We start from the raw sequence: 21,856 nt of genomic DNA, 5'->3' as shown, positions 1-21,856 counted from the left end.
ATCAGCCCTTTTTCCCATAGGGAAACAACCGCAGACCACTGGCCATGGCCCCGACCAAGGCAAATCCGCAGCCCAGCCAAAGCGCATATTGCGGCCCGCTGCCCAGGGACAGGTGGAAACACAAGGCAACCAACGATGCGCCCAGCGTCTGCCCCAACAACCGCGAAATCGCCACGATGCCACTGGCCCCGCCGCTGCGGGCCAACGGCGCACTGGTCATCAAGGCCTTGAGGTTGGGCGACTGGAAGAAGCCGAAGCCCGCGCCACACAGCGCCATGCGCCAGCCGATATCAAACGCCGACGCGCCACTGCCCAGGGTCGCGAGCGCGGCCATGCCCACACTGAGCATCAACAGGCCGATGCCGCACAGCACGCCCAGGTTCACCCGGTCGGCCAGGCGCCCCGCCACCAGCGCCATCACCGCCACAACAGCGGGCCAGGGTGTCATCAGGAAACCGGTTTCCACCTGACTATGCCCCAGCACCGCCTGCAACAGGAACGGCAGCGACACAAAGGCCAGGCCCTGGGCGCTGAACGCGCAAATCGCAGTGAGGGAAGACAAGGCAAACACCGGGCGCTTGAACAGGTCCAGCGCCAGCATCGGCGCCGGGTGCCCGGCCTGGCGCCGCAGCAGCAATGCGCCGCACACCAGTGCCACGACGATCAGGCCCAAGGTCAACGCGCCCTGGGCGCCGTGCACCGCCGTGCCCAGGCCCAGCACCAACAAGGCAAACAGTCCCGCGCACAACAACGCGGCAAGACGATCGAAGGCATGCCCGGTCATCGGCAGGGTCGGCAATGAGCGCAGGCCCAACGCCAGCGCCAGCAAACCCAAGGGCACGTTGATCAGGTACAGCCAGTGCCAGGTCGCCACCGACAGAATCGCCGATGCAGCGGTCGGCCCCAGGGTAAACGCCAACCCCACCACCAGCGAGTTGTAACCCAGCCCCCGACCCAGCATTTTTGACGGGTAGATATGCCGCAGCAGCGCCGTGTTCACGCTCATGATCGCCGCCGCGCCCAGCCCCTGCACCACCCGCGCCGCCGTCAGGGTCACCAGCGAGCCGGCCAACCCGCAAAACAGTGACGAGACAATGAACAGCAGCAATCCGCCGAGGTACACCCGGCGATGCCCCAACACATCACTGAGGGACGCAAACGGCAACACCGTGGCGATGATCGCCAACTGGTAGGCATTCACCACCCAGATCACCGAGGCGGAATCGGTGCCAATCCCCTCGGCCAGGGTCGGCAACGCCGTGTTGACGATGGCCGTGTCCAGGGTCGCCATGCCGATCCCCAGAGAGATCGCCATCACGGCCGGCAGGCGTTTATTGAGGGGCAACCCATCGGCAACAGAAGACATGGACAATCCGCGCAGGTGACAAAGGCGTTTAGATTAAGGGCTGCGGCGAATTTTTTCAGTGCTGGATTGGCTGGCTGTCAGCATTTTCATGTTCGCCAGTGCCCGGTCTTGGCCATCACCTCCACCGCCTCGGCAAACCCGGCCTGGGGTGTGCTGTTCAAGGTGACCAGGCCCACACAGCGGCTCGGTTTCAATGCCGCGGCACGCACGGCCACTCGCCCGCCCGCCTCCACACCCGCCAAAACCGCCTCGGGGATATGCAGCGCGTTCATCAGTTCCAGCACATCCTGGCCCTGCGCCGCCTCGTCCTGCCCGCGCAGGTAGGGGACGATCACCCGGAAACCTTGGGCCGCCAACGGTCCGCTGACCGCTGCAAACGCGTTCACATCCGCCGCCAGCAAGATAATCGCCCGGCCCTCCTCCGGCCCGAAGGCTTCATAACGGATCTCGCCGTCATCAGTACTCACCTGCTGCACTGCCAATGCCGGTGCGGCCATCACCACCGCCGCCAACAACAAAAAACCTCGACGATCAAACATGACGGACTCCCACTATTAATTCACTGCCCAGCCAACCGGCCAGGTATTCCCCTGCCTGCATCACGCCCGCTTCTTCCCCCAGGCGCTGCACCAGGAACTCACACAGCCCGGCGAAGCTGCCGTCGGCCTGTAGCTGTTGCACGGCCAGTAATTCCAGCGCATCTACCTGGCGCAGCCGCGACGTGAACTGCCGCCGCCATACCAGCAGGCCGCCCGCCTGTTCCAGCATCACTGCTTCCGGCGTGGGCGCTTCCTGCCACAGCGCCGACCAGATGGCCTCGGCATTGGTGGTCAGGGCGTGGCAGCGCAACGACGGCGTCAACTGCAACACGGCCGTGTCCCAATCCAGCTCGGCCAAGGCCTCCAGGGCCAACGGTTGTGCATCGGCGGCGACAAAGGCTTCATTCAGGGCCGACTCGATCCAGGCCAGTTCATGCACATCCGGGTTGCGCGGGAACACCTCCTTCAAGGTGGCGTAGAAGCCCTCCGGATACGCGTCCAGCGTCCAGGCGTGAGGCGGATGGCGGTCGATATGGGTGATGCTTGCGGCCAGGAAGGCTTCCTCCCCGACCCACCGGCGCAGGTTGGGAAACGCCTGTTCCAGGCAACCCACCAACTGCGCACGGTAGTTGTTCTGGTACACCGCCAGGCCGGCGTGATGATTGCCCAGCGCCTGCGCGGATTCATCCGACGCACTCACCAACCAGCTGCGAAAGGTCTGTTGTAGCTGTGCCAGGTTCATCGCTGCGCTCCCAACGTCCGGGCCATGGCCAATTCCTGGAGCAGCTCGGCAAGCGGCGGGATTTCATCGTCGCGCTCGATCATGGTCGCCACCGGCCCCAGCCGGGTCATGGCCTGGGCGTACAGCTCCCAGACGCCGGTGCACACCGGGCTGTCATGGCTGTCGATCAAAATGTCGCGGCCCTGGCTGTGGCCGGCCAGGTGCACCTGGCGCACACGTTCGGCAGGAATACCCTTGAGAAACGCCAGGGCGTCGAAACCGTGGTTGCTGGCACTGACGAACACGTTGTTGACGTCCAGCAGCAATTCGCAGCCGGTGCGCTGGGCCATGGCCGCGATAAATTCCCACTCGGCCATGGAGGCGCCTTCAAACGCCAGGTAGCTCGATGGGTTCTCGAACAACATCGTGCGGCCCAATGCGTCCTGGGCTTGCTGGATGTTGGCGCAGACTCGGTCCAGGGCTTCGTCGGTGTAGGGCACTGGCAACAAGTCATGGGAATTGAATCCCCCGCTGCGCGACCAGCTCAAGTGGTCGGACACAAACAGCGGTTCAACTTCGTCTACCAGCGACTTCAGGCGCTTCAAGTAATCCCCGTCCAGCCCTTCGGCGGTGCCGATGGACATGGACACGCCGTGCAGCGCCACCGGGTAGCGCTCGCGCACCTGGCGCAGGATATGCCGGGGCTGGCCGCCCGCGACCATGAAGTTTTCGGAGATCACTTCGACGAAATCCACGGGCACCGAGGTCTCCAGGAAGTCGCAGTAATGCTCCTTGCGCAGGCCCAGGCCGTAGCCTGAAAAGTGCGGGTTGGATGTCGACATGGCGGATCTCCGCAAAGAATAAGTGGCGAGCCCACGAGGGGCCCGCCGGGTGGATTACTTCGGTTCAGTCAGGGTGCCGCCGGCCTTCAGGCACTCGGACGGAGTCTTGACGATCACGCCTTCGCCCTTGCAGCTGTTGAGGCCTTTGCAGTCGTTCTTGGCGGTGGCGCACAGGCTGGTGCCTTTGCAGGTGTTGACGCCGTAGCAACGGCCGGGTTTTTCCTGCTGGTCGGCGGCGCTGGCAGCGGTGGCGAACGAAGCGGAGGCCATGGCGATCAGGGCAGCAGCGGCAGCGAGGCTCAGGCGGGATTTGAGTGCAGTGTTCATGGGTATTTCTCCGGGGTTGGGGTGAATTACTTGATAACGGAAGCAGCGTCTTCGATGACCTTCGCCACAGCCTCAGGCTGGGAGATGTACACCGAGTGGCTGGCCTTGATTTCAGTGACCTTGGAACCGGCGCGCTTGTACATCCAGCGTTGCAGGTCCGGGCTCAGGGCACGGTCTTCGGTGGACACCACCGCGTAGGTCGGTTTCTTGTGCCAGGCCGCGGCCCACACAGTGCCGCCGAACAAGGCGGTGGTCGCCGGCACTTGGGAGGCGGCCATGAAGTCAGTGCGGTTGGTGGTCAGGTCAGCGGCAAAGTCGGCGTTGAATTTGGCGCGATCGAAGAACAGATGACCGTCGCGGCTGGCCTTGATGTCATCGCTGGGCGACGGCATCGAGCCGATCAACTGGGCCATGTTCTCGCCCACTTCCGGCTGCAGCGCCGAGACGTAGACCAGCGACTTGACCTTGTCGCGGTCGCCGGCAATCGAGATCACCCCGCCACCGGAGCTGTGACCCACCAGCACCACCGGGCCGACTTGCTGCTCCAGTACTTCGCGGGCCTCGGCCACATCGGCGGCCAGGCTTTCGTGGCCCTGATGCACCACGGTGACCTTGTAGCCCTTGTGAATCAGGATGTCGTGCACCACACGCCAGCCGGAACCGTCGACAAACGAACCGGGCACGATCACCACGCTTTTACCGGTGCCGGGTTGCGGGGCATCGGCCGCCTGGGCCAGCATCGGAACCGTCAGGGCCATAGCAATGGCCAGGGAAGAAAGCATACGCATTGGAAATCTCCATCAAAGTTATGAACGTTTGCCTGAGATCAGGCGGTCCAGCGACCAGGCTCCACCGCCGTACGCCAGCAGTGGCAACAACAAGCCCGCCCAGGTCAGGTGCACCGGCCAGGCGGCGGGGTACACAAACACCTCGATCACCAAAGTCATGCCCAGCAGCGCGGCGGCGGCCGGACGGGTCAGCAGGCCGAGCACCAGCAACAGCGGGAACAGGTGCTCGGCGTACGTTGCCAGGTGCGCGGCCCAGTCCGGCGGGATCAGCGGCAAGGCGTATTCCGAACGGAACAGCGTGTAGGTCGACGGCTTGAGTTCAAGAAACCCCGTGACCTTGGTGCGCCCCGACAGGAAGAACACCGCCGCAATCGCCACCCGCGCCACCAGCAACAGCAGCGCTTCGGGGAGCAGGCGCTGGATCACGGCTGCTCCGTCAGGCTGCCGAAGCCTTTAGGGGTCTTGATCTGGGTGCAGGTGCCTTTGTCCACCAGCACCCAGGCGTTGCCCTGGTAGTCGGTGGTGGAGGTGGCGGCGCACGAAGTGCCAGCGCCTGCGGCGCAATCGTTGGCACCGGCCAGGGCCACGCCGAAGCATTTTTCCTGGGGCTTGGGTTCATCGGCATGGGCCACGGCCGCGAAGGCGCTGAGGGACAGGGCGAGGGTTGCCGCGAGGGCTGCGTAAGGACGCTTCATGGGGTGAGTCTCCTGGCTTGACTGAGTGTGGCCAGGGCGCCTTGGGGTCGGTGACCGCCTGCGCCAGCTGGTGTGCAGAGTTAAAGCCAGGCGTGTATCCGGTCTGTGTCGCGAACGCGATAGAACGTCATGCGGGTGTATCAGGATGGTGCGGGGATACAGTTCGATACACAGTCAATAAAACAATGCCAAAACCCCGGCGGTTTATTCGGCATCCCGAACGACACAATTAGAAATATTCGTGTTTCCGAACGAAGGCGATTTCGCGTCGCCGATGACCGCAAAAATCACCATAAATTTCATATGGTTGTTGTCATGTTTGTTACATGCCAACTGGCATACATTCTGCTTTATCCATGTTTCTGGTAATAAAATGTTTCAGCTCTGAGACAGTCTCATCCCCTGAAGCATGGCCGGCGATCCACCTATAAAAACCACCACGCCCCAAAGGAGGGCGGCCTTCCGACCTTTTGATCGACATCAACTTTCCAAGACTGCTGCTGCACATCTGCACCCCAAAAAGGGCGAACGGCCTGATCGCCGAAAACAAGCCCGACTATAAAAAGGACGATTTGATGAGCTCGAGCAAGAACCACGCAGTGTCCTTCCTGGACGCAGACCACCCCGCGCCGGCCACCCCGGACAGCACCATTGGCTTCGGTCCCTTTCTACTCCTGGCAAGACAGCACGTATTGCTGCGCAACGGCGAGCCGGTGACCCTCGGCAGCCGTGCGCTCTACCTGTTGATTGCCCTGGTGACCCGTGCCGGCGAATTGCTGGAGAAGTCCGAACTGATCTCCTTCGCCTGGCCCAAGGTGGTGGTGGAGGAATGCAACCTGCGCGCGCAGATCGTCGCGTTGCGCCGGGCCCTGGGCGACGATGGCAACTTCAGCTACATCGTCACCGTGCCGGGCCGAGGTTATCGCTTTGTCGCGCCGGTCACGGTGCAGGCTGCCGGTGAAGACCACCTGCCGGTGCCTTATGTGCGAGTGGATGAGCCCAATCTGCCGACGTCGACGGCTGAGGTGATCGGCCGCGACGCCTTGATCGCCAACCTGGCCGACCAGGTCATGAGCCAGCGTTTCGTCACCCTCACCGGCCCCGGCGGCATTGGCAAGACCACCGTGGCCATGGCCGTGGCGCAGCGCCTGGCCGGTGAACTCAACCTGGGCAGTTGCTTTGTCGACCTGGCACCCGCCACCAGTGGGCAATGGGTGGCCGGCATGCTCGCCAGCGCCCTGGGCATCCAGACGGTCAGCGAAAACCCGCTGCAGGGCGTGGCCGCCAGCCTGGCCCACCGGCGCTTGCTGCTGGTGCTGGACAACTGCGAGCACGTGCTGCCGGCCACCGCCGACGCCGTGGAAACCCTGCTGCGCAGCGCGCCCCAATGCCATGTACTGACCACCAGCCGCGAACCCCTGCGCGCCGACGGTGAGCGGGTGCACGACCTGGCGCCGTTGCAAGTGCCCGACGCGCACGTCAGCCTCAGCGCCCACGAAGCCCTGACCTGGTCCGGCGTGCGGCTGTTTGTGGAGCGGGTGCGCGCCCTCGATCCCGACTTTGTATTCCGTGATGTCGATGTCGCGGCGGCCTGTGCAATCTGCCGCAAGCTCGACAGCAACGCCCTGGCCATCGAAATCGCCGCCGCCCGGGTGCGCACCTTTGGCATCCAGGACCTGGTGGGCCTGCTCGACGGCAGTTTCCGCCTGCAGATGACCGGTCGACGCACCGCCCTCGCCCGCCACCGTTCCCTGAGCGCCACCCTGGATTGGACCTACGCCATGCTCAGTGGCGATGAACAGGCGATGCTGCGCCAGCTTGCGGTGTTTACCGGTTCCTTCACCCTGGAAGCGGTCAAGGCGATGACCGCCAGCAGCAGCCTCGACCCGCGCAACGCCCTGCCCCTGCTCGAAAGCCTGATGGACAAGTCACTGCTGATCGCCGGTGAATCCAAGGCGCTCAAACGCTATCGCCTGCTGGAAACCACCCGCGCCTACGCCCTGGAAAAACTCAGCGAACAGGGCGAAACCAGCTCAACCTGCCAACGCCATGCACGCTATGCCCTCGGTATGTTGCAGGAAGCCGGGCAGACCCTGGACGGCCTGTCGCCGGAAACCTGGCTAGCGCTCTACGGCCCGGAAATCAACACCATCCGCGCGGCGCTCGACTGGGCCTATTCGCCCAGCGGCGATTTGGCATTGGGCATCGAACTGACCCTGGGTGGCGTACCGCTGTGGTTGCGTTTGTCCCTGGTCAGCGAGTGCCGCACCTGGGTCGACAAAGGCCTGGCCAGCGACGGCCTCGTCCCACTGCCGTTGCGCCAGCGCATGCTGTTGCAGACCGCCCTGGCCAGTGTGCTGATGCTTACGTACGGCACCGGCAACGAAATGCGCGAAGCCTGGCGCCAGGTGCGCGAAGACGCCCGCGACCTCGGTGATGCCGAGCACAAGTTGCGCGCCCTGTGGGGTTTGTGGACCGACCGCTGCGGCTGCAACCAGTACACCGAAGCACTGGAGCTGGCCGAGCGCTACATCGCCCTGAACAGCAGTGGCAGCCATCAACTGCTCGGCAAGCGCATGCGCGCCGTGGCGCTGTTCCACATGGGTGACCTGCTGGGCGCTCGGCAGAATATCGACGAAGCCCTGGGCTCTCCGTCGGCGCCGCGCTCGCACATCATCGACGTGCACTTCGACCAACGCATCGCCGCGCGCTGCCTCAAGGCCAAGGTGCAGTTGCTCGAAGGCGATGTCGACCCGGCGCTGCGCTTGGTGGGACATTGTGTCGACGAAGCCATTTCCCTCGACCACCCCGCGACCCTTTGGTACACCCTGTGCCTGGGTGCGATCCCCCTGGCCCTGCTGGCGTCCAACCTGCCGAAAGTGCGCTACTACCTGGGCCTGCTGCAAGACAGCACCACCGGCCAGGACCTGCACATCTGGCGGCAGTTTCGCCTGTGTTTCGAGAGTATCCTGCTGATCCGCGAAGGCTCGCCCGAAGCCGGCGTGCCGCAATTGGGCGAAGCCTTGCACCACCTGCAAGGCCAGGGTGACAGCCAACTCTACAGCCTGCTACGTTGTGAATACGCCTTGGGCCTGGCGCGCCTGGGCCTGGAAAAACTCGCTCTGGAAGTGCTGGAAGACACCCTGCAATTGGCCCTCGGTCGCCACGAACGCTGGTTCGCGCCGCAGATGCTGCGCATCAAGGCACAACTGACCCTGCGCCAGGCTCACTACGGCTCGGTCGACAAGGCCAAAGTGCTGCTGCGCCAGGCATGGGTAGATGCGCAATTGTCCGGCGCACATTTTTGGCGGGCGCAGATTGCGACGGATTTGGCGCGACTGCAGGAACCCAAATTGCGCATCGCCTCCCTGCCGCGTTTCCAGCACCGATAGCGACGTCGATCTGGAGTGACCTGCTGTTGTGAACCCGGCGCGCTGCGGTGAATCTGACGAGGGCTGCCTATCGGGAAACCAATCCCGGTTTGAACATCCCCTCAAAGCGCGCCTTGTTCGCCGCGTAATACGCCGCCACAGCCTTGTCCGCGGTGCTTTCCCGTGCCTGCATCATCAACGCTTCCAAGTCAGCCTGGGGGATGGAGAAATGCGCAAAGAAGTACGCCACTTCAGGATGCTCCTGGCTGAAGCCTTTGCGGGCCATGGCGTGGATCTGTTCGGCGCCGCCGAAAATCTGCTTGGGATCATCCAGGTAGCGCAGCGACCATTTGGAGAACATCCAGTGCGGGCTCCAGGCGTTGACCAATGACCACTTGTCACGCTTGAGGTTGCGGTCCAGCTCGTTGAGCATGCCGCTCTCTGATGAACCCACCAGTTTGTAGCCCACCAGCTTGTAGTCCTCGATCGCCTTCACGGTGAGTTTGTACTGGCCGTTGCCGACTTCGGAGGTAAAGATCTTGCCGTCGAACTTCTCGCGGATGCCGGGTTTGTTCAGGTCTTCCACGCTGGCGACTTCTGCGACCGGCACCGAGGTGGGCACGGCCATGCCGATTCGTCCTTCATACAGCACGCCAAGGTCTTCGAGGCGGTCCTTGTACTTGTCGTAGAACGCCTTGTGGGTGCTGGGCAGCCAGACCATCGGGATCAGGTCGATGTTGCCGTTGGCCAGCGCCTGGAATTGGATGCCGATGTCGGCCATCACCAACTTGACCGGTTGCTTGAGATGCTCCTGCAAGGCCGTACTGGCGAGCTTGACGGTGATTTCCGTGTCGGACCAGTTCACCCAACCAATGCGTACCGGTGGTTTTTCTTCTGCATGGGTCACCGCCGCAGTGGCGCCCAGCGCAAGGCCGAGCAGGTAGGCACAGGCTTTTTTCCGATAGTGCACATGAGCATTCATCAGACGTCCTCCTAAGGGGTGAGGCCGATCTTAGCGGCGACTTAAGGGCACCGCAATAAAAATGTACACGCATGTCGATCATTATTGACACCTATGTACATTTATCCTAATTTCAGATCGTTGAGCCTGATGATGCCCACTACGGAGCACAGAATAATGTCCAGCGATCCCCTGCTGCAGCCCTACACAATCAAGCACCTGACCCTGCGCAACCGGATCATGACCACGGCCCACGAACCGGCCTACCCGGTGGACGGCATGCCGCAGGCGTTGTACCGCGCCTACCACGTCGAACGCGCCAAGGCCGGTGTGGCGTTGACCATGACCGCGGGCTCCGCTGCCGTGTCACGGGACAGCCCGCCGGTGTTCAACAATGTGCTGGCCTACAAAGATGAAGTGGTCGGCTGGTTGAAGGACCTCACCGATGAGTGCCACGAACACGGTGCTGCGGTGATGATCCAGCTGACGCACCTGGGCCGTCGTACACGCTGGGACAAGGCCGACTGGCTGCCGGTGGTCTCGCCGTCGCACCGTCGCGAGGCGTCACATCGCTCGTTCCCAAAGAAGATGGAAGACTGGGACATCGAGCGGATCATCAAGGACTACGTCGACGCCGCCGAACGCATGAAAGCCGCCGGCTTGGATGGCCTGGAACTGCAAGCCTACGGCCATTTGATGGACCAGTTCTGGTCACCGCTGACCAACGAGCTGGATGGCCCTTACGGTGGTTCGCTGGAGAACCGCATGCGCTTTACCTTCGACGTCCTGCGCGGCATTCGCCAGCGCGTCGGCGAAGACTTTCTGCTGGGCGTGCGCTACACCGGCGACGAAGCACTGCCGGGCGGGTTCACCGCCAGCGAAGGCCTGCAGGTTTCGCATATGCTCAAGGACAGCGGGCTGGTGGACTTCCTCAACGTGGTGCGTGGGCATATCGATACCGACGCGGGCCTGACCGACGTGATTCCGATCCAGGGCATGCGCAACTCGCCGCACCTGGATTTTGCCGGCGAGATCCGTGCGTCCACCGGCTTCCCCACCTTCCACGCGGCGAAAATCCCGGACGTGGCCACCGCGCGCTACGCCATCGCATCAGGCAAGGTGGACATGGTCGGCATGACCCGCGCTCATATGACCGACCCGCATATCGTGCGCAAGATCATCGAGCGGCGTGAAGAAGACATCCGCCCCTGCGTTGGCGCTAACTACTGCCTGGACCGCATCTACCAGGGCGGCGCCGCCTACTGTATCCACAACGCGGCGACTGGGCGTGAAACCAGCATGCCCCATGAGATTCCCAAGGCAGCGGTGAAGCGCAAAGTACTGATCATCGGTACCGGCCCGGCCGGGCTGGAAGCGGCCAGGGTTGCCGGCGAGCGCGGGCACGATGTGACAGTACTGGAAGCGGCAGACCGGCCCGGCGGGCAAATCCGCCTGACCGCCCTGAGTGAGCGGCGTCGCGAGATGATCGGCATCATCGACTGGCGCATGGCCCAGTGCGAACGCCTGGGCGTGAAATTCCACTTCAACACCTGGGCCGAAACCGAGACGGTGCTGGCCCATGAGCCGGACGTAGTGATCGTCGCCACCGGCGGCATGCCGCACACCGAAGTGCTGACCGAGGGCAATGAGCTGGTGGTGTCGACCTGGGACATCATTTCCGGCGACGTCAAACCGGGGCGTCATGTGTTGATCTTCGACGACGCCGGCGACCATGCCGCGCTGCAAGCCGCCGAGGTAATTGCACAGAGTGGCGCCAGCGTCGAAATCGTCACCCCGGACCGCGCGTTCGCCCCGGAAGTCATGGCCATGAACCTGGTGCCCTACATGCGCAGCCTGCAGGACCTGGACGTGACCTTTACCGTGACCTATCGGGTTGAAACAGTGGAGAAACGCGACGGTCGGCTGCTCGCCCGTTTTGGCAGTGACTACGGCGCGGTGCACAAGCAACGGATCGTCGACCAGGTGGTGGTCAACCATGGCACGCTTCCCCTGGATGACCTGTACTTTGAGTTGCGCGCGCACTCCAGCAATGGCGGCGCGGTCGAGCAGCAGGACTTGATTGCCGGGAACGCGCAGAACATCGTGACGAACCCTGAAGGTCGCTTCCAACTGTTCCGGATCGGTGATGCAGTGGCCGCACGTAATACCCACGCGGCGATCTACGATGCGTTGCGGTTGGTCAAGGACCTTTAAAAACGCTCAAACACCCCCGGTGTGGTTTCGGCATAGCCAAACGCCCCATAGAAACGGTCCAGTTCACGCCGCTTCAGGGCCTTGCCGGTGAACACGCTGACATACTGGGGAATACGCCGGAACCGCACCACCACCTCTTCGGTGGTGTTCATCGAGATATAGCCGATCTGCGTCAGGTAGATGGTCCGGGCACGCACATCGGCGGCCTCGTCGTCGTAACCAAAACGCCGGAACATCTCGGTCAAGGCGTTGATGCGGGTGTCATCGGCCTGCGCGATTTCTGCCGCGACTTCCACCGACTGCATCGCCCAACTGCGTACGGCAAACTCGAACTGCGAGTCGAACAGTTCCGGGTTCAACCAGCACTCGAAGACGTTGAGAATGGCCTCGGAAATACTCTCGGCATAGCGTTCGCACTGGTACACCAAGTTGCCGGTGTTTTTGTCGCGCCAACGGGTCAGCAAGGCGGCGAGCAGTTGCTCACGATCCTCGAAAAACCAATAGAAACTGGTGCGTGACAGGCCAAGCTGCTTGGCCAGGGGCATCACGCGCACGGCGTCGATACCGGATTCTTTGAGGGCCGCGTAGGCGGCGTCCAGCCACACATCGACCGAGCCGCGCCAGCCTGTGTCCTGGTTCTTGCCTCGCGGTTTTGCGGGTTGCGACATCCTTGGGTCACCTTTGCCGGGGAATTGCAGGCCACTCTACACGCCTCACCTGCGCCGTGCACAGAGAGTGTACAGCGACGTACATTTTATCCTTGGCCACCGCGCTCAACGCCACTCAACTCGGCTGCGGATGGAGACTTGATCCAGCGGGTGATCAATGCCAGGGAGCCCGGCGCGTAAGCATGACGTCCCAGCCCTGCGAACAGATACTCTTTCCATACGGGCCACTGCGCTACCAATTGATAATTGAACAGGCCTGCCCTTAACAAGCTGTGAGTGGCGTCGGGGATCACAACCGCTTGTCGTTGCCTGACGCCTGCAAACAGATCCCGATAGACAATCGAATCCGTGGACGTATCGACGTTCAAGTCCAGGGCACCCCAGATCGCCAATACCGGCCCCTTCATGGTCTTCAATGCCGCCGTCACATCTTCGTTGTAGTTTTTCTGGACGAAGTTGAAATGGGCCGCGCTCATGCGGGGAAAAAGGTCAGGGTTGTAGGTTTGATCCGACGCGCCGAAAACCCGGTCGTTCTTCGCATATTCGGCCTTCACGGCTGCGTCGATTTCATCCTGGGTCCGCCCTTCATCTGCCATGCGTACCCGCGTGTAGTACATGCCTTGTCGGCGCCAGTTCACGGCTGCGCCGACAATCACCGAAAAGCCGGGGTCTCCTTCACTGGCGGCGCGTGGAATCACCCAGCCGCCTTGGGAAAACCCCAGAAACCCGACCTTATCGGCTACAACGCCCTTTTGCTCGCGCACCCGGGCAAGTGCAGCCAGGGCTTCCGTGGCTCGGTCCGACATCGACTGGTTGAGCCAATTCCCTGTGCTCTGCCCGACCCCCTGTTTGTCCCACGTAAAAACGCCTATTCCGGCGTCGAGCAAGCTGTTGATGAGCGGGAAATAGCCGTCGGACGCAAAACGGTCCATGGGCCCATCCCCATGAATGATCAGGACGATGGGCCCCGCTTGCACATCCGGAGGCAATGCCAGCGTCCCAACCAACTGCGCCCCTCCTGAGCGAAACGTCAGCGTCGAAACCCGGGCATTGCTGAACGCCATATCGGACAGATTCTGCAGCACGAAAACAGTCAAGCCCAGCAGCACCGCGCAGATACCCGCGACGCCAAACATCACAAACTTTTTATGCATCCTGATCTCTACCCTGTCTATCGGCCGAGCCTCATGGGCATGCGCCCCTGCTCTGCATGCGGTCAATAAAACTCATCCAGCAAACAGTAGAACGCTAGGCGTCGATGATCCGGCTCCACGCCATAGGCCCTGAAAAACGGAGCGACCCAGGCGGCGCCACAGTTACGCTCAATACTTCGGGCGGCCAGCGCAAGATCCTGATAGATGTCACTGATACCGAGCCGACCGCAGTCGATGTAGCCGGTAAAACGGCTGCCTTCCATCATGAAGTTGGGCAGGCAGGCATCGCCGTGGGTGACCGCTAGCTCTTGGACCAGAGGACGTGACGCCAACAATTCTGCAAAGGCGTCGGCAGCAGTCCGGCCTGTTCGATCATCGTCAAAATCTTCCTCGTCAACGAGGCCTGCAAGCATTCGGCTTCTGGCGGTGGCTATTCGCTGTTCCAACGAGTGATCAAAGGGACATAGCTCAACAGGCACCTGATGCAGCGCACGCAAGGCCGCTGCGAGGATGCTGATGAGCTCGGATGGAGACACGCTGGCGCAATCGGACAGATCCTTTCCGGGAACAGCCGTCATCAGCAACCAATGCCGATCACTTTCCGTCGTGGCATCAAGCACTGTCGGCCCAGGCAAGTTCAGCCGGTTCATCCAACCCAGTCGTTCAATCTCTTGCGGCAGCTCGCTGTGTACGCCAATCGGCTCGGACTTCACGAACAGGTCCTTCGCATCGGCACCGCGAACGCTAAAAACCTCGGCGCCGGATTCGCCAACCGTTTGGCGCTCGATCGTCGCCCCATCGAAGTGCCGGGACCACTGGGAAGGAAAGTTCATCAGCCCTTTACTCTTTTATCGACAAAAGCAGCCATCGTCATTGCCCCCCTTCCTTGCGAGACACCATTCTTCACCAGCATCGATAAAACAGGAATTCAGGTATCGGCTCAGGGGCCGACTCCAGGTGGTAAGTGATGGGGTTGAAGAAAAGCGTCCCCGATATGAGGAAGACGGCAGCAGCCGGTTTGCTGTTCTAAAGAAAACGCAAATTAGCACTTTGTTTTTTGGATAATCCACACGCTAAAGGTAAAGAGTTGTGAAAGAGCTCCCCTCGGTTTCACATCCCATGTGGAGCCCTCGCACGTATCGGGAGCAAGCAGGCTCACTGCCGAATCATGCTACTGACCTTCAATTGTCCTTTAGCGTCGCTGCCTGCTCGACGTCGCCCTGCAAATGGCCCATGACGCCAACGACTACGCCAAGGGGGTTCGTGGCCATGTGCGGTTGTTTGCCAACACCTCGGCGGTGATCCAGTTCCTGCCGGCGGACCTGGCGAGTTTCCTGGCCGCCAACCCGCATGTGCGTATCGAGTTGGAAGAAGCCCTCAGCGATCGCACCATTCACGCGGTGGAAAACGGCGAGGCCGAGATCGGCATTTTTGCCGACAACGTGCCTGCTCCCGGCTTGCACATGCAGCCCTATCGGCGTGACCGGCTGGTGGTGCTGGTGCCGCAAACCCATCCGTTGGCACAGCGTTCAAGCGTGATGCTGGCCGACACCCTGGACTTTGACTACGTCGCCTTGAACCAGGGCAGCTCGCTGCTGCGCCGCATCAACGATGCCGCCGTCAGCACCGGCAAGCGCCTCAAGGTGCGTATTCAGGTCAGCAGTTTCGATGGCATTTGCCGGATGATCGAAGCGGGGTTGGGGATCGGCATACTGCCGCTGGGCTCGGTGCATCCTGAGTTGCTGGCGTCCAAACTACGGGCGATACCGCTTGAGGGAGAGTGGGCGTCGCGGACCTTGTATGTCGGCGTGGCGGATGCGACGCGCCTGTCGCCGGAGGCGGCGAACCTGTATCGCTATTTGAGCAATCTGGAGGTTGCACTGGCGTAGAAGCCTTCATTGGCGGTGACGGCAGGTCAATAGCGGTGAGGATAGGTTGCCAATTGTGTAGACGAAGGCACTTCAAGGCCTCATTTGCTGAATCGCAGGCAAAAAAAAGCCACTCGTTAGAGTGGCTTTTTCTTTGTGTTTGGAGCGGGAAACGAGACTCGAACTCGCGACCCCGACCTTGGCAAGGTCGTGCTCTACCAACTGAGCTATTCCCGCTTGGTGATGCGCATTCTATAGAAATCTCGTAACCGGTCAACCCTTTGATTCAAAAAAGTTTTATTTCTTTTCAACGGTCGTGCGCAGATGAGGCCAGGCAGCACGCAGGTACTGGAGCATGGACCACAGTGTCAGGCCAGCCGCAATCAGCAGCAAGGCATAGCCAGTCAGGACCCAGAACGAGAAGTCCGACGGGTTGGCCAGCAGGATCACCAATGCAAGCATTTGCGCAGCGGTTTTCCATTTGCCCATGTTGGACACGGCCACGTGGGCACGGGCGCCGATTTCGGCCATCCATTCACGCAGGGCCGAGACGACGATCTCGCGGCCGATGATCACGGCGGCCGGCAGGGTCAGCCACAGGTTGCCGTGTTCCTGTACCAGCAGCACCAAGGCGACAGCCACCATGAGCTTGTCGGCCACCGGGTCGAGGAACGCGCCGAACGGCGTGCTCTGTTCCAGGCGGCGGGCCAGGTAGCCGTCGAGCCAGTCGGTGGCGGCCGCAAAGGCGAACACTGAACTGGAGGCTGCATAGCTCCATTCGTACGGCAAATAGAACAACAGAATGAAAATCGGAATAAGCAGGACGCGTAGAACGGTGATCAGATTAGGGATATTCATCGGCACAACTGGCTACGAGGTGGAAAGGCATTCTATTCGCTGTGCAGATTCGCATAAATCAACTCAGCGAGCTTTTTACTGATACCGGGTGCTTTAGCTATTTCGTCAATGCTGGCACGGGATAGCTCTTGCAAGCCACCAAAATGTTTAAGCAAGTCGCGTCGCCGTGTCGGCCCGACCCCCGCCACCCCTTCCAGGGTTGAGGTTCGCCGGGTTTTGCCGCGACGGGCGCGGTGACCGGTAATGGCGAAACGGTGGGCTTCGTCACGGATCTGTTGGATCAGGTGCAGCGCAGGTGAGTCACCCTTCAAGGTGAACTCATGGGCGGCGTCATTCAAGTACAACGTTTCGAAACCGGCCTTGCGCGTGGCGCCCTTGGCTACGCCGAGGAGGATCAGGTCGGGCACCGCCAACTCGTTGAGCACGTCGCGGGCCATGGACAGCTGGCCCTTGCCGCCGTCCACCAGCAGGATGTCTGGCAACTTGCCCTCGCCGTCCTTCAGCTTGCTGAAGCGTCGCGTCAGGGCCTGGTGCATGGCGGCATAGTCATCGCCGGCGGTGACGCCTTCGATGTTATAGCGCCGATAATCGGATTTGATCGGCCCTTCCGGTCCGAATACCACACAGGACGCCACGGTGGCCTCACCGCTGGAATGGCTAATGTCATAGCACTCCAGGCGCTGCGGCGGCTCGTCCAGGTTGAGGACTTCAGCCAGGGCGTCGAAGCGTGCGGCGACATGCTGTCGATTGGCCAGGCGTGCACCCAGGGCCTGTTCGGCATTGGTCACGGCCAGTTGTTGCCAACGGGCGCGGGTGCCGCGTACACGGTGGCTGATGTCCAGCTCGCGGCCACGCAGTTCGTGGATTGCCTCGATCAGCGTGGGAAAGTCCTCATGCACCACGTTGACGATCAGCTCCGACGGCAGGTCGCGCTCGGGACTGCTGACGTAGTACTGGCCAAGGAAGGCGGCCATGACTTCGGCCACGTCCTCGTCAATACCGGTCTGCGGGAAAAAGTTCTTGCTGCCTAGCACCCGGCCGCCACGCACGCTGATCAGGTGCACACAAGCGCCACCTGGATTGACGAAGGCCGCGATCACGTCCACGTCGCCGGTGCCGCCTTCCATGCTTTGCTGATCCTGCACACGGCGCAGCAGCGAGATCTGGTCGCGCAGTTCAGCAGCCTTTTCAAAATCCAGGGTGCTGGCGGCCTGCTCCATCGCGCCGGAGAGTTCATCGGTGAGGGCGTTGCTGCGCCCTTCGAGGAACATCACCGAATGGCGAACATCTTCGGCGTACTCCTGCGGTTCGACCAGGCCCACACAGGGTGCCTTGCAACGTTTGATCTGGTATTGCAGGCACGGTCGGGTGCGGTTCTTGTAGAAGCTGTCTTCGCACTGGCGCACAAAAAACGTCTTTTGCAGCAGGCTAAGGCTTTCACGGATCGCGCCAGCGCTAGGGTACGGCCCGAAATACTTGCCCTTCTGCTTCTTCGCACCCCGGTGAATACTCAGGCGTGGGAAGTTGCCGTCGGATAAAAACACGTAGGGGTAGGATTTATCGTCGCGCAGCAGGATGTTATAGGGCGGCCGCCACTCCTTGATAAGCGTCTGCTCAAGCAGCAGCGCCTCGGTTTCATTGGCAGTGATGGTGGTTTCGACCTGGGCGATACGCGCCACCAGCGCAGCGGTTTTCGGCGCGAGACCGGTCTTGCGAAAGTAGCTCGCCAGGCGGTTCTTCAGGTTCTTGGCTTTGCCAACGTACAGCAGGCGCGCCTCGCTGTCGAACATGCGGTACACGCCGGGGCGGCCGCTGCAGGTCGAGAGAAAGGCACTGGGATCAAACGGTGTGGTCATGTCAGGCGCTGGCGTCCACCATGCCGTGGCGCACCGCGAGCAGGGTCAATTCAACATCACTGCTGATGGCGAGCTTCTCGAAAATGCGATAGCGGTAGGTGTTGACGGTCTTGGGCGACAGGCACAGCTTGTCGGAGATCGTCTGCACCTTCTGGCAACCGACGATCATCAAGGCGATCTGGATTTCCCGCTCCGACAGCGCATCGAACGGAGAGTCGCTGACGGGTTGGAAGGATTTGATCGCCAATTGCTGGGCAATCTGCGGGCTGATGTAACGCTGGCCGGCAAAGACCAGGCGAATGGCTTGCACCATCTCCGCCAGGCCTGCACCTTTGGTCAGGTAACCGGCTGCACCCGCCTGCAAGAGGCGAGTCGGGAACGGGTCTTCTTCACACACTGTCACCACCACGACCTTGATGTCCGGATGGCTGCGCAATAATTTGGTCGTGGCGCCAAGACCGCCGATACCGGGCATCTTGACGTCCATCAACACCACATCGGGTTTCAACTCTCGAGCCTTGATCAGGGACTCTTCCCCGGACTCGGCCTGGCCGACTACTTGCAGGCCATCGATGTCAGCCAGCATTCGTGTAATGCCTGTACGAACGAGATCATGGTCATCGACTACTAGCACCCTAATCAAGCAGACACCTCGCGATATGGTCTTATAGGTTGCTGAACACCTTAGCAAAAAACCAGGGCGCAGACCTAGCTGCAAGCGTCATATATATAGTGTTTGAACGCAGAGCAGCCGCCCACCTAGGAGTGGACGGCTCTATTTGCTGGGTAGTGGGTCAGGAATCCTGGGACTGCGGCTTGGTTTTTCCATTCAGCGAACTGGAATGTTCGGCCAAGGTCGACGTCAGGCGGCGGATCGCATCCTGGTCTTCCTTGAACATAGCGCGGTAATCGCCCAACACTTTCTCTTCGATATAGCTCAGGTTCTCCAATTGGATCGGTGTTGCCGTACCGGTCAACACGTACAACACATCCACACCTCTTTCAGCGACTCGGGACAAATAGTCCGCTTTAGGCGCACGCCCTCCACTTTCGTATTTGCCTTGGGCGTTGGCCTCAACGCCGCCGATTTCACCAAACACTTTTTGCGACAGGCCAAGTCGCTCTCTTTCCTGCCTCAAACGCGAACCGATTCCACTCATTTGGATGTATGATCCTATTTGGCACACCCCAAGAGGTGACACACTCATCTCTTTGTTAAACGAACTTGAACGGTTTTGAACTATGCCCGGAATCCGTACTGCTGCACAAGCCAAGGCCTGGCTGGAACACCAAGGAAAGTCAGTCCAAGCGTTCGCCCGCGAACATGGCGTTGATCCGGCAACCACCTATCAAGTGCTCGCTGGGCGCAAAAAGGGACGGCGTGGAGAGGCCCATAAGGTAGCGGTCCTTCTGGGCATGAAAGAAGGGATCATCCTCTCTGAGGCTGATGGCCAAAACAACGATCAGGAAGTCGTCTCCTGAAGCCAGTATGCGCTTATTAGGATTGGCTGCATGCTTTAGCTGAAGGGGCAGACACGCTCCATACGCCAGAAGCAATCCTCCTCACCGACAATGCTAAAGCCCATGCGCTGATAGAGCCGCCTGGCCGGATTGGTCTTGAACACGGTCAAGCGCAACAAGCCCAGGACCTGCGCCTTGAGTGCCATTTCCTCCAACACCCAGCTGCCCGCGCCAAGTCTGCGGCATGCCTCGAGCATATGCAGCTCACGAATATAGAGCGCGCGGCTGTCGCGGCTCAGACTGATAAAGCCCAGCACCGCATCATTGCTGCAGACCAGCCAGTTTTCACGGCCGGCCCAGGCGACGTCAAAGCCATCGTTGGACCACATCAGGTCGTATTGCTGGTAGTAATGGCTCATGGCCTCAAAGGTCAAGGTTCGTGCGAACGGCAGGTCCAGCTCCGTGGCTGCGCGCAAGTGAAACGCCATGTGTCCGTGTCCATTCCAATTAGGGTATGCACAGCATATCGACAGTCCCCCATAGCCGTAAGCATCCCACGAGCATAGAAATTTCTGATTGAAACTACTCGCACGCGTCGAGTAAGCTCTGCCCATCATTTGGAGAAACACCATGTTGCAACTCACCCACACTCAGGTCTGCCCTGCTGCCAGCGCCCCGCGCTCGGTATCGGCTACCCGTGTGAACGGTTCGAGCGCACTGGTCAGCTTTTATTTTGGGTATTGGTTTAGCCACTGGCGCGCCTGATACCTGAAATCGGCGCCCACTACTCAAGGGGTCGCCTACCAGAGAAATCTAACCCCCGGTCGGCTCCCCGACCGGGGGTTTTGTTTTTTCAGCCTCTTAATTTTTTTGAAGAACACTTAAAGGACACACGACATGAACTACGCCACCTATTACCGCTACGACACCTCCACCGCATGGCGATTTAGCCAGCTCCGCTCGGGACAGCCTGCCGCCTCCGATCGGTCACCTCTTGGTGGCAAGCCAACACACGTAGCCAATACGGCCAATTGTCGAACACCCCAGTAGGGCAGAGCGCGCGGGAACAGCCCGCCGCTTGCCCAGGAAGCCTTGAATATGAACTCTGCCACCGCCGCTCTGCCGATCTCTGCACTGACCAGTGCCAATGAAGCCCTGACCCAGCGCCTGCCCAGCTCCCTTGAGCTCAAGCACCAACTGCCCCTCAGCCCGTTCCTCAACGAACAAGTCCACGCCCATCGCCAAGCCGTGCGCGCCATTCTCAATGGCGAAGATTCCCGTTTACTGGTGATTGTCGGCCCGTGCTCGATTCACGACCCTGAGTCGGCCATGGAATACGCACGCAACCTGAAGAAACTCGCGCTGGAAGTCAGCGACCAGATGCTGTTGGTGATCCGCGCCTACGTCGAAAAACCGCGCACCACCGTTGGTTGGAAAGGCCTGGCCTACGACCCGCACCTGGACGGCAGCGATGACATGGCCGCCGGCCTCACCCTGTCCCGCGAACTGATGCGCGAAATGCTGCGCCTGGGCCTACCGGTCGCCACCGAGCTGCTGCAACCCATGGCCGCCGGCTACTTCGATGACCTGCTCAGTTGGGTCGCGATTGGCGCGCGCACCACCGAATCGCAGATCCACCGCGAAATGGCCAGCGGCCTGGGCATGCCCGTCGGTTTCAAGAACGGCACCGACGGCGGCGTTGCGATTGCCTGTGACGCGATGCGCTCGGCGTCCCACCCGCACCGTCACTTCGGCGTCAACAGCCAAGGCCACCCGGCGATCATCCAGACCCCAGGCAACCCCGACACTCATTTGGTGCTGCGCGGCGGTCACCGTGGGCCGAACTACGATGCGCAAAGCGTGGCGCAGGTGAAGCACGATCTGGCCAAGTCCAAGGTAGCGGCGCGGATCATGGTCGATTGCAGCCACGCCAACAGCGGCAAGGACCCGCTGCGTCAACCGACGGTGTTCAACGAGGTGCTGGAACAGCGGTTGCAGGGCGACACCTCGCTGATCGGCATGATGCTCGAAAGCCACCTGTTCGAAGGCTGCCAGCCGTTGGGTGCGTCGATGAAGTACGGCGTGTCCGTCACCGATGGTTGCCTGGGCTGGAATGGTACTGAGCAACTGCTGCGCAGTGCTGCCGAGCGTCTCCGCGCACGCTGAC

At 61.1% G+C, this 21,856-nt stretch carries 22 protein-coding genes and 1 tRNA gene; 5 read left to right on the top strand and 18 right to left on the bottom strand.

Annotation, left to right across the window (positions count from 1 at the left end; all coding sequences use genetic code 11):
• Position 1: 1 nt before the first annotated feature.
• The 8 genes from CI807_RS17690 to CI807_RS17655 all read right to left on the bottom strand — a co-directional run bounded on the left by CI807_RS17690 (position 2) and on the right by CI807_RS17655 (position 5,278).
• A complete protein-coding gene (locus tag CI807_RS17690) occupies positions 2-1,366 on the bottom strand; it encodes an MFS transporter (RefSeq protein ID WP_095015549.1) in 1,365 nt (454 codons plus the stop codon).
• Between the two features lie 86 nt (positions 1,367-1,452).
• Positions 1,453-1,905, bottom strand: a complete 453-nt coding sequence (locus CI807_RS17685; RefSeq protein WP_095015548.1) for an alpha/beta fold hydrolase — start codon at positions 1,903-1,905, stop codon at positions 1,453-1,455.
• The gene (locus CI807_RS17680) at positions 1,898-2,647 is read right to left on the bottom strand and encodes a DNA-binding domain-containing protein (RefSeq protein WP_095015547.1); all 750 of its coding nucleotides are present in this window, start codon (positions 2,645-2,647) and stop codon (positions 1,898-1,900) included. The genes CI807_RS17685 and CI807_RS17680 overlap by 8 nt, the downstream gene beginning before the upstream one ends.
• Positions 2,644-3,468 (bottom strand): DUF692 domain-containing protein, encoded by an 825-nt coding sequence (locus CI807_RS17675; RefSeq protein ID WP_095015546.1) that lies wholly within the window; start codon positions 3,466-3,468, stop codon positions 2,644-2,646. The genes CI807_RS17680 and CI807_RS17675 overlap by 4 nt, the downstream gene beginning before the upstream one ends.
• Before the next feature lie 54 nt (positions 3,469-3,522).
• Positions 3,523-3,795 carry a hypothetical protein gene (locus tag CI807_RS17670; RefSeq protein ID WP_016979675.1) on the bottom strand — a complete coding sequence of 91 codons (273 nt, stop codon included), beginning with the start codon at positions 3,793-3,795 and terminating at the stop codon, positions 3,523-3,525.
• A 26-nt stretch (positions 3,796-3,821) separates the two neighbouring features.
• Positions 3,822-4,583 carry an alpha/beta fold hydrolase gene (locus CI807_RS17665; protein WP_095015545.1) on the bottom strand — a complete coding sequence of 254 codons (762 nt, stop codon included), beginning with the start codon at positions 4,581-4,583 and terminating at the stop codon, positions 3,822-3,824.
• 18 nt (positions 4,584-4,601) lie between these two features.
• On the bottom strand, positions 4,602-5,009 hold the full coding sequence (locus CI807_RS17660; protein WP_016979677.1) for a DoxX family protein: 408 nt from the start codon (positions 5,007-5,009) through the stop codon (positions 4,602-4,604).
• Positions 5,006-5,278, bottom strand: coding sequence for a DUF2282 domain-containing protein (locus CI807_RS17655; RefSeq protein WP_010209548.1), 273 nt, complete (start codon positions 5,276-5,278; stop codon positions 5,006-5,008). The genes CI807_RS17660 and CI807_RS17655 overlap by 4 nt, the downstream gene beginning before the upstream one ends.
• A gap of 575 nt (positions 5,279-5,853) precedes the next feature.
• On the opposite strand from CI807_RS17655, the gene CI807_RS17645 reads away from it, so the two are divergent.
• Positions 5,854-8,670: a winged helix-turn-helix domain-containing protein gene (locus tag CI807_RS17645; protein WP_095017577.1), complete on the top strand. Its 2,817-nt coding sequence runs from the start codon at positions 5,854-5,856 to the stop codon at positions 8,668-8,670.
• A gap of 67 nt (positions 8,671-8,737) precedes the next feature.
• Here CI807_RS17645 and CI807_RS17640 read toward each other — a convergent pair whose 3' ends face one another.
• Entirely contained in the window at positions 8,738-9,631 is an 894-nt protein-coding gene (locus CI807_RS17640) for a glycine betaine ABC transporter substrate-binding protein (protein ID WP_095015543.1), read from the bottom strand.
• Between the two features lie 156 nt (positions 9,632-9,787).
• On the opposite strand from CI807_RS17640, the gene CI807_RS17635 reads away from it, so the two are divergent.
• Positions 9,788-11,824, top strand: a complete 2,037-nt coding sequence (locus tag CI807_RS17635) for an NADH:flavin oxidoreductase (protein ID WP_095015542.1) — start codon at positions 9,788-9,790, stop codon at positions 11,822-11,824.
• Here the strand turns inward: CI807_RS17635 and CI807_RS17630 are convergent.
• From CI807_RS17630 to CI807_RS17620, 3 genes are all read right to left on the bottom strand, one after another.
• Positions 11,821-12,492: a TetR/AcrR family transcriptional regulator gene (locus CI807_RS17630; protein ID WP_095015541.1), complete on the bottom strand. Its 672-nt coding sequence runs from the start codon at positions 12,490-12,492 to the stop codon at positions 11,821-11,823. The two genes, CI807_RS17635 and CI807_RS17630, sit on opposite strands and share 4 nt — an antisense overlap.
• Before the next feature lie 86 nt (positions 12,493-12,578).
• On the bottom strand, positions 12,579-13,646 hold the full coding sequence (locus CI807_RS17625) for a S9 family peptidase (protein ID WP_256578523.1): 1,068 nt from the start codon (positions 13,644-13,646) through the stop codon (positions 12,579-12,581).
• 62 nt (positions 13,647-13,708) lie between these two features.
• The gene (locus CI807_RS17620; protein ID WP_095015540.1) at positions 13,709-14,479 is read right to left on the bottom strand and encodes an APH(3') family aminoglycoside O-phosphotransferase; all 771 of its coding nucleotides are present in this window, start codon (positions 14,477-14,479) and stop codon (positions 13,709-13,711) included.
• Positions 14,480-14,872: 393 nt separating this feature from the next.
• On the opposite strand from CI807_RS17620, the gene CI807_RS17615 reads away from it, so the two are divergent.
• Positions 14,873-15,535, top strand: a complete 663-nt coding sequence (locus CI807_RS17615; RefSeq protein WP_256578522.1) for a LysR substrate-binding domain-containing protein — start codon at positions 14,873-14,875, stop codon at positions 15,533-15,535.
• Positions 15,536-15,675: 140 nt separating this feature from the next.
• Here CI807_RS17615 and CI807_RS17610 read toward each other — a convergent pair.
• From CI807_RS17610 to CI807_RS17590, 5 genes are all read right to left on the bottom strand, one after another.
• Positions 15,676-15,751: transfer RNA gene (locus CI807_RS17610), tRNA-Gly, on the bottom strand.
• A 60-nt stretch (positions 15,752-15,811) separates the two neighbouring features.
• Positions 15,812-16,372 carry a CDP-diacylglycerol--glycerol-3-phosphate 3-phosphatidyltransferase gene (gene pgsA, locus CI807_RS17605; RefSeq protein WP_003232771.1) on the bottom strand — a complete coding sequence of 187 codons (561 nt, stop codon included), beginning with the start codon at positions 16,370-16,372 and terminating at the stop codon, positions 15,812-15,814.
• Between the two features lie 32 nt (positions 16,373-16,404).
• Positions 16,405-18,228, bottom strand: coding sequence for an excinuclease ABC subunit UvrC (uvrC, locus tag CI807_RS17600; protein WP_095015538.1), 1,824 nt, complete (start codon positions 18,226-18,228; stop codon positions 16,405-16,407).
• Between the two features lies 1 nt (position 18,229).
• Entirely contained in the window at positions 18,230-18,871 is a 642-nt protein-coding gene (gene uvrY / locus CI807_RS17595) for a UvrY/SirA/GacA family response regulator transcription factor (RefSeq protein ID WP_032886613.1), read from the bottom strand.
• 151 nt (positions 18,872-19,022) lie between these two features.
• Positions 19,023-19,388: a helix-turn-helix domain-containing protein gene (locus CI807_RS17590; RefSeq protein ID WP_095015537.1), complete on the bottom strand. Its 366-nt coding sequence runs from the start codon at positions 19,386-19,388 to the stop codon at positions 19,023-19,025.
• Positions 19,389-19,470: 82 nt separating this feature from the next.
• Between CI807_RS17590 and CI807_RS17585 the strand changes: the two genes are divergently transcribed.
• A complete protein-coding gene (locus CI807_RS17585) occupies positions 19,471-19,710 on the top strand; it encodes a DNA-binding protein (protein WP_017737468.1) in 240 nt (79 codons plus the stop codon).
• A gap of 35 nt (positions 19,711-19,745) precedes the next feature.
• Here CI807_RS17585 and CI807_RS17580 read toward each other — a convergent pair whose 3' ends face one another.
• Positions 19,746-20,177 (bottom strand): GNAT family N-acetyltransferase, encoded by a 432-nt coding sequence (locus CI807_RS17580; RefSeq protein WP_095015536.1) that lies wholly within the window; start codon positions 20,175-20,177, stop codon positions 19,746-19,748.
• A gap of 610 nt (positions 20,178-20,787) precedes the next feature.
• Here CI807_RS17580 and CI807_RS17575 point away from each other — a divergent pair.
• On the top strand, positions 20,788-21,855 hold the full coding sequence (locus CI807_RS17575; RefSeq protein ID WP_095015535.1) for a 3-deoxy-7-phosphoheptulonate synthase: 1,068 nt from the start codon (positions 20,788-20,790) through the stop codon (positions 21,853-21,855).
• The last annotated feature ends 1 nt before the right edge of the window (position 21,856 follow it).

Origin of the sequence: Pseudomonas sp. NS1(2017) (assembly GCF_002269425.1) — a bacterium.
GTDB lineage: Bacteria > Pseudomonadota > Gammaproteobacteria > Pseudomonadales > Pseudomonadaceae > Aquipseudomonas > Aquipseudomonas reactans.
The sequence above is the reverse complement of the archived record's forward strand: the minus strand, read 5'-3'. Positions and strand labels throughout refer to the sequence as shown.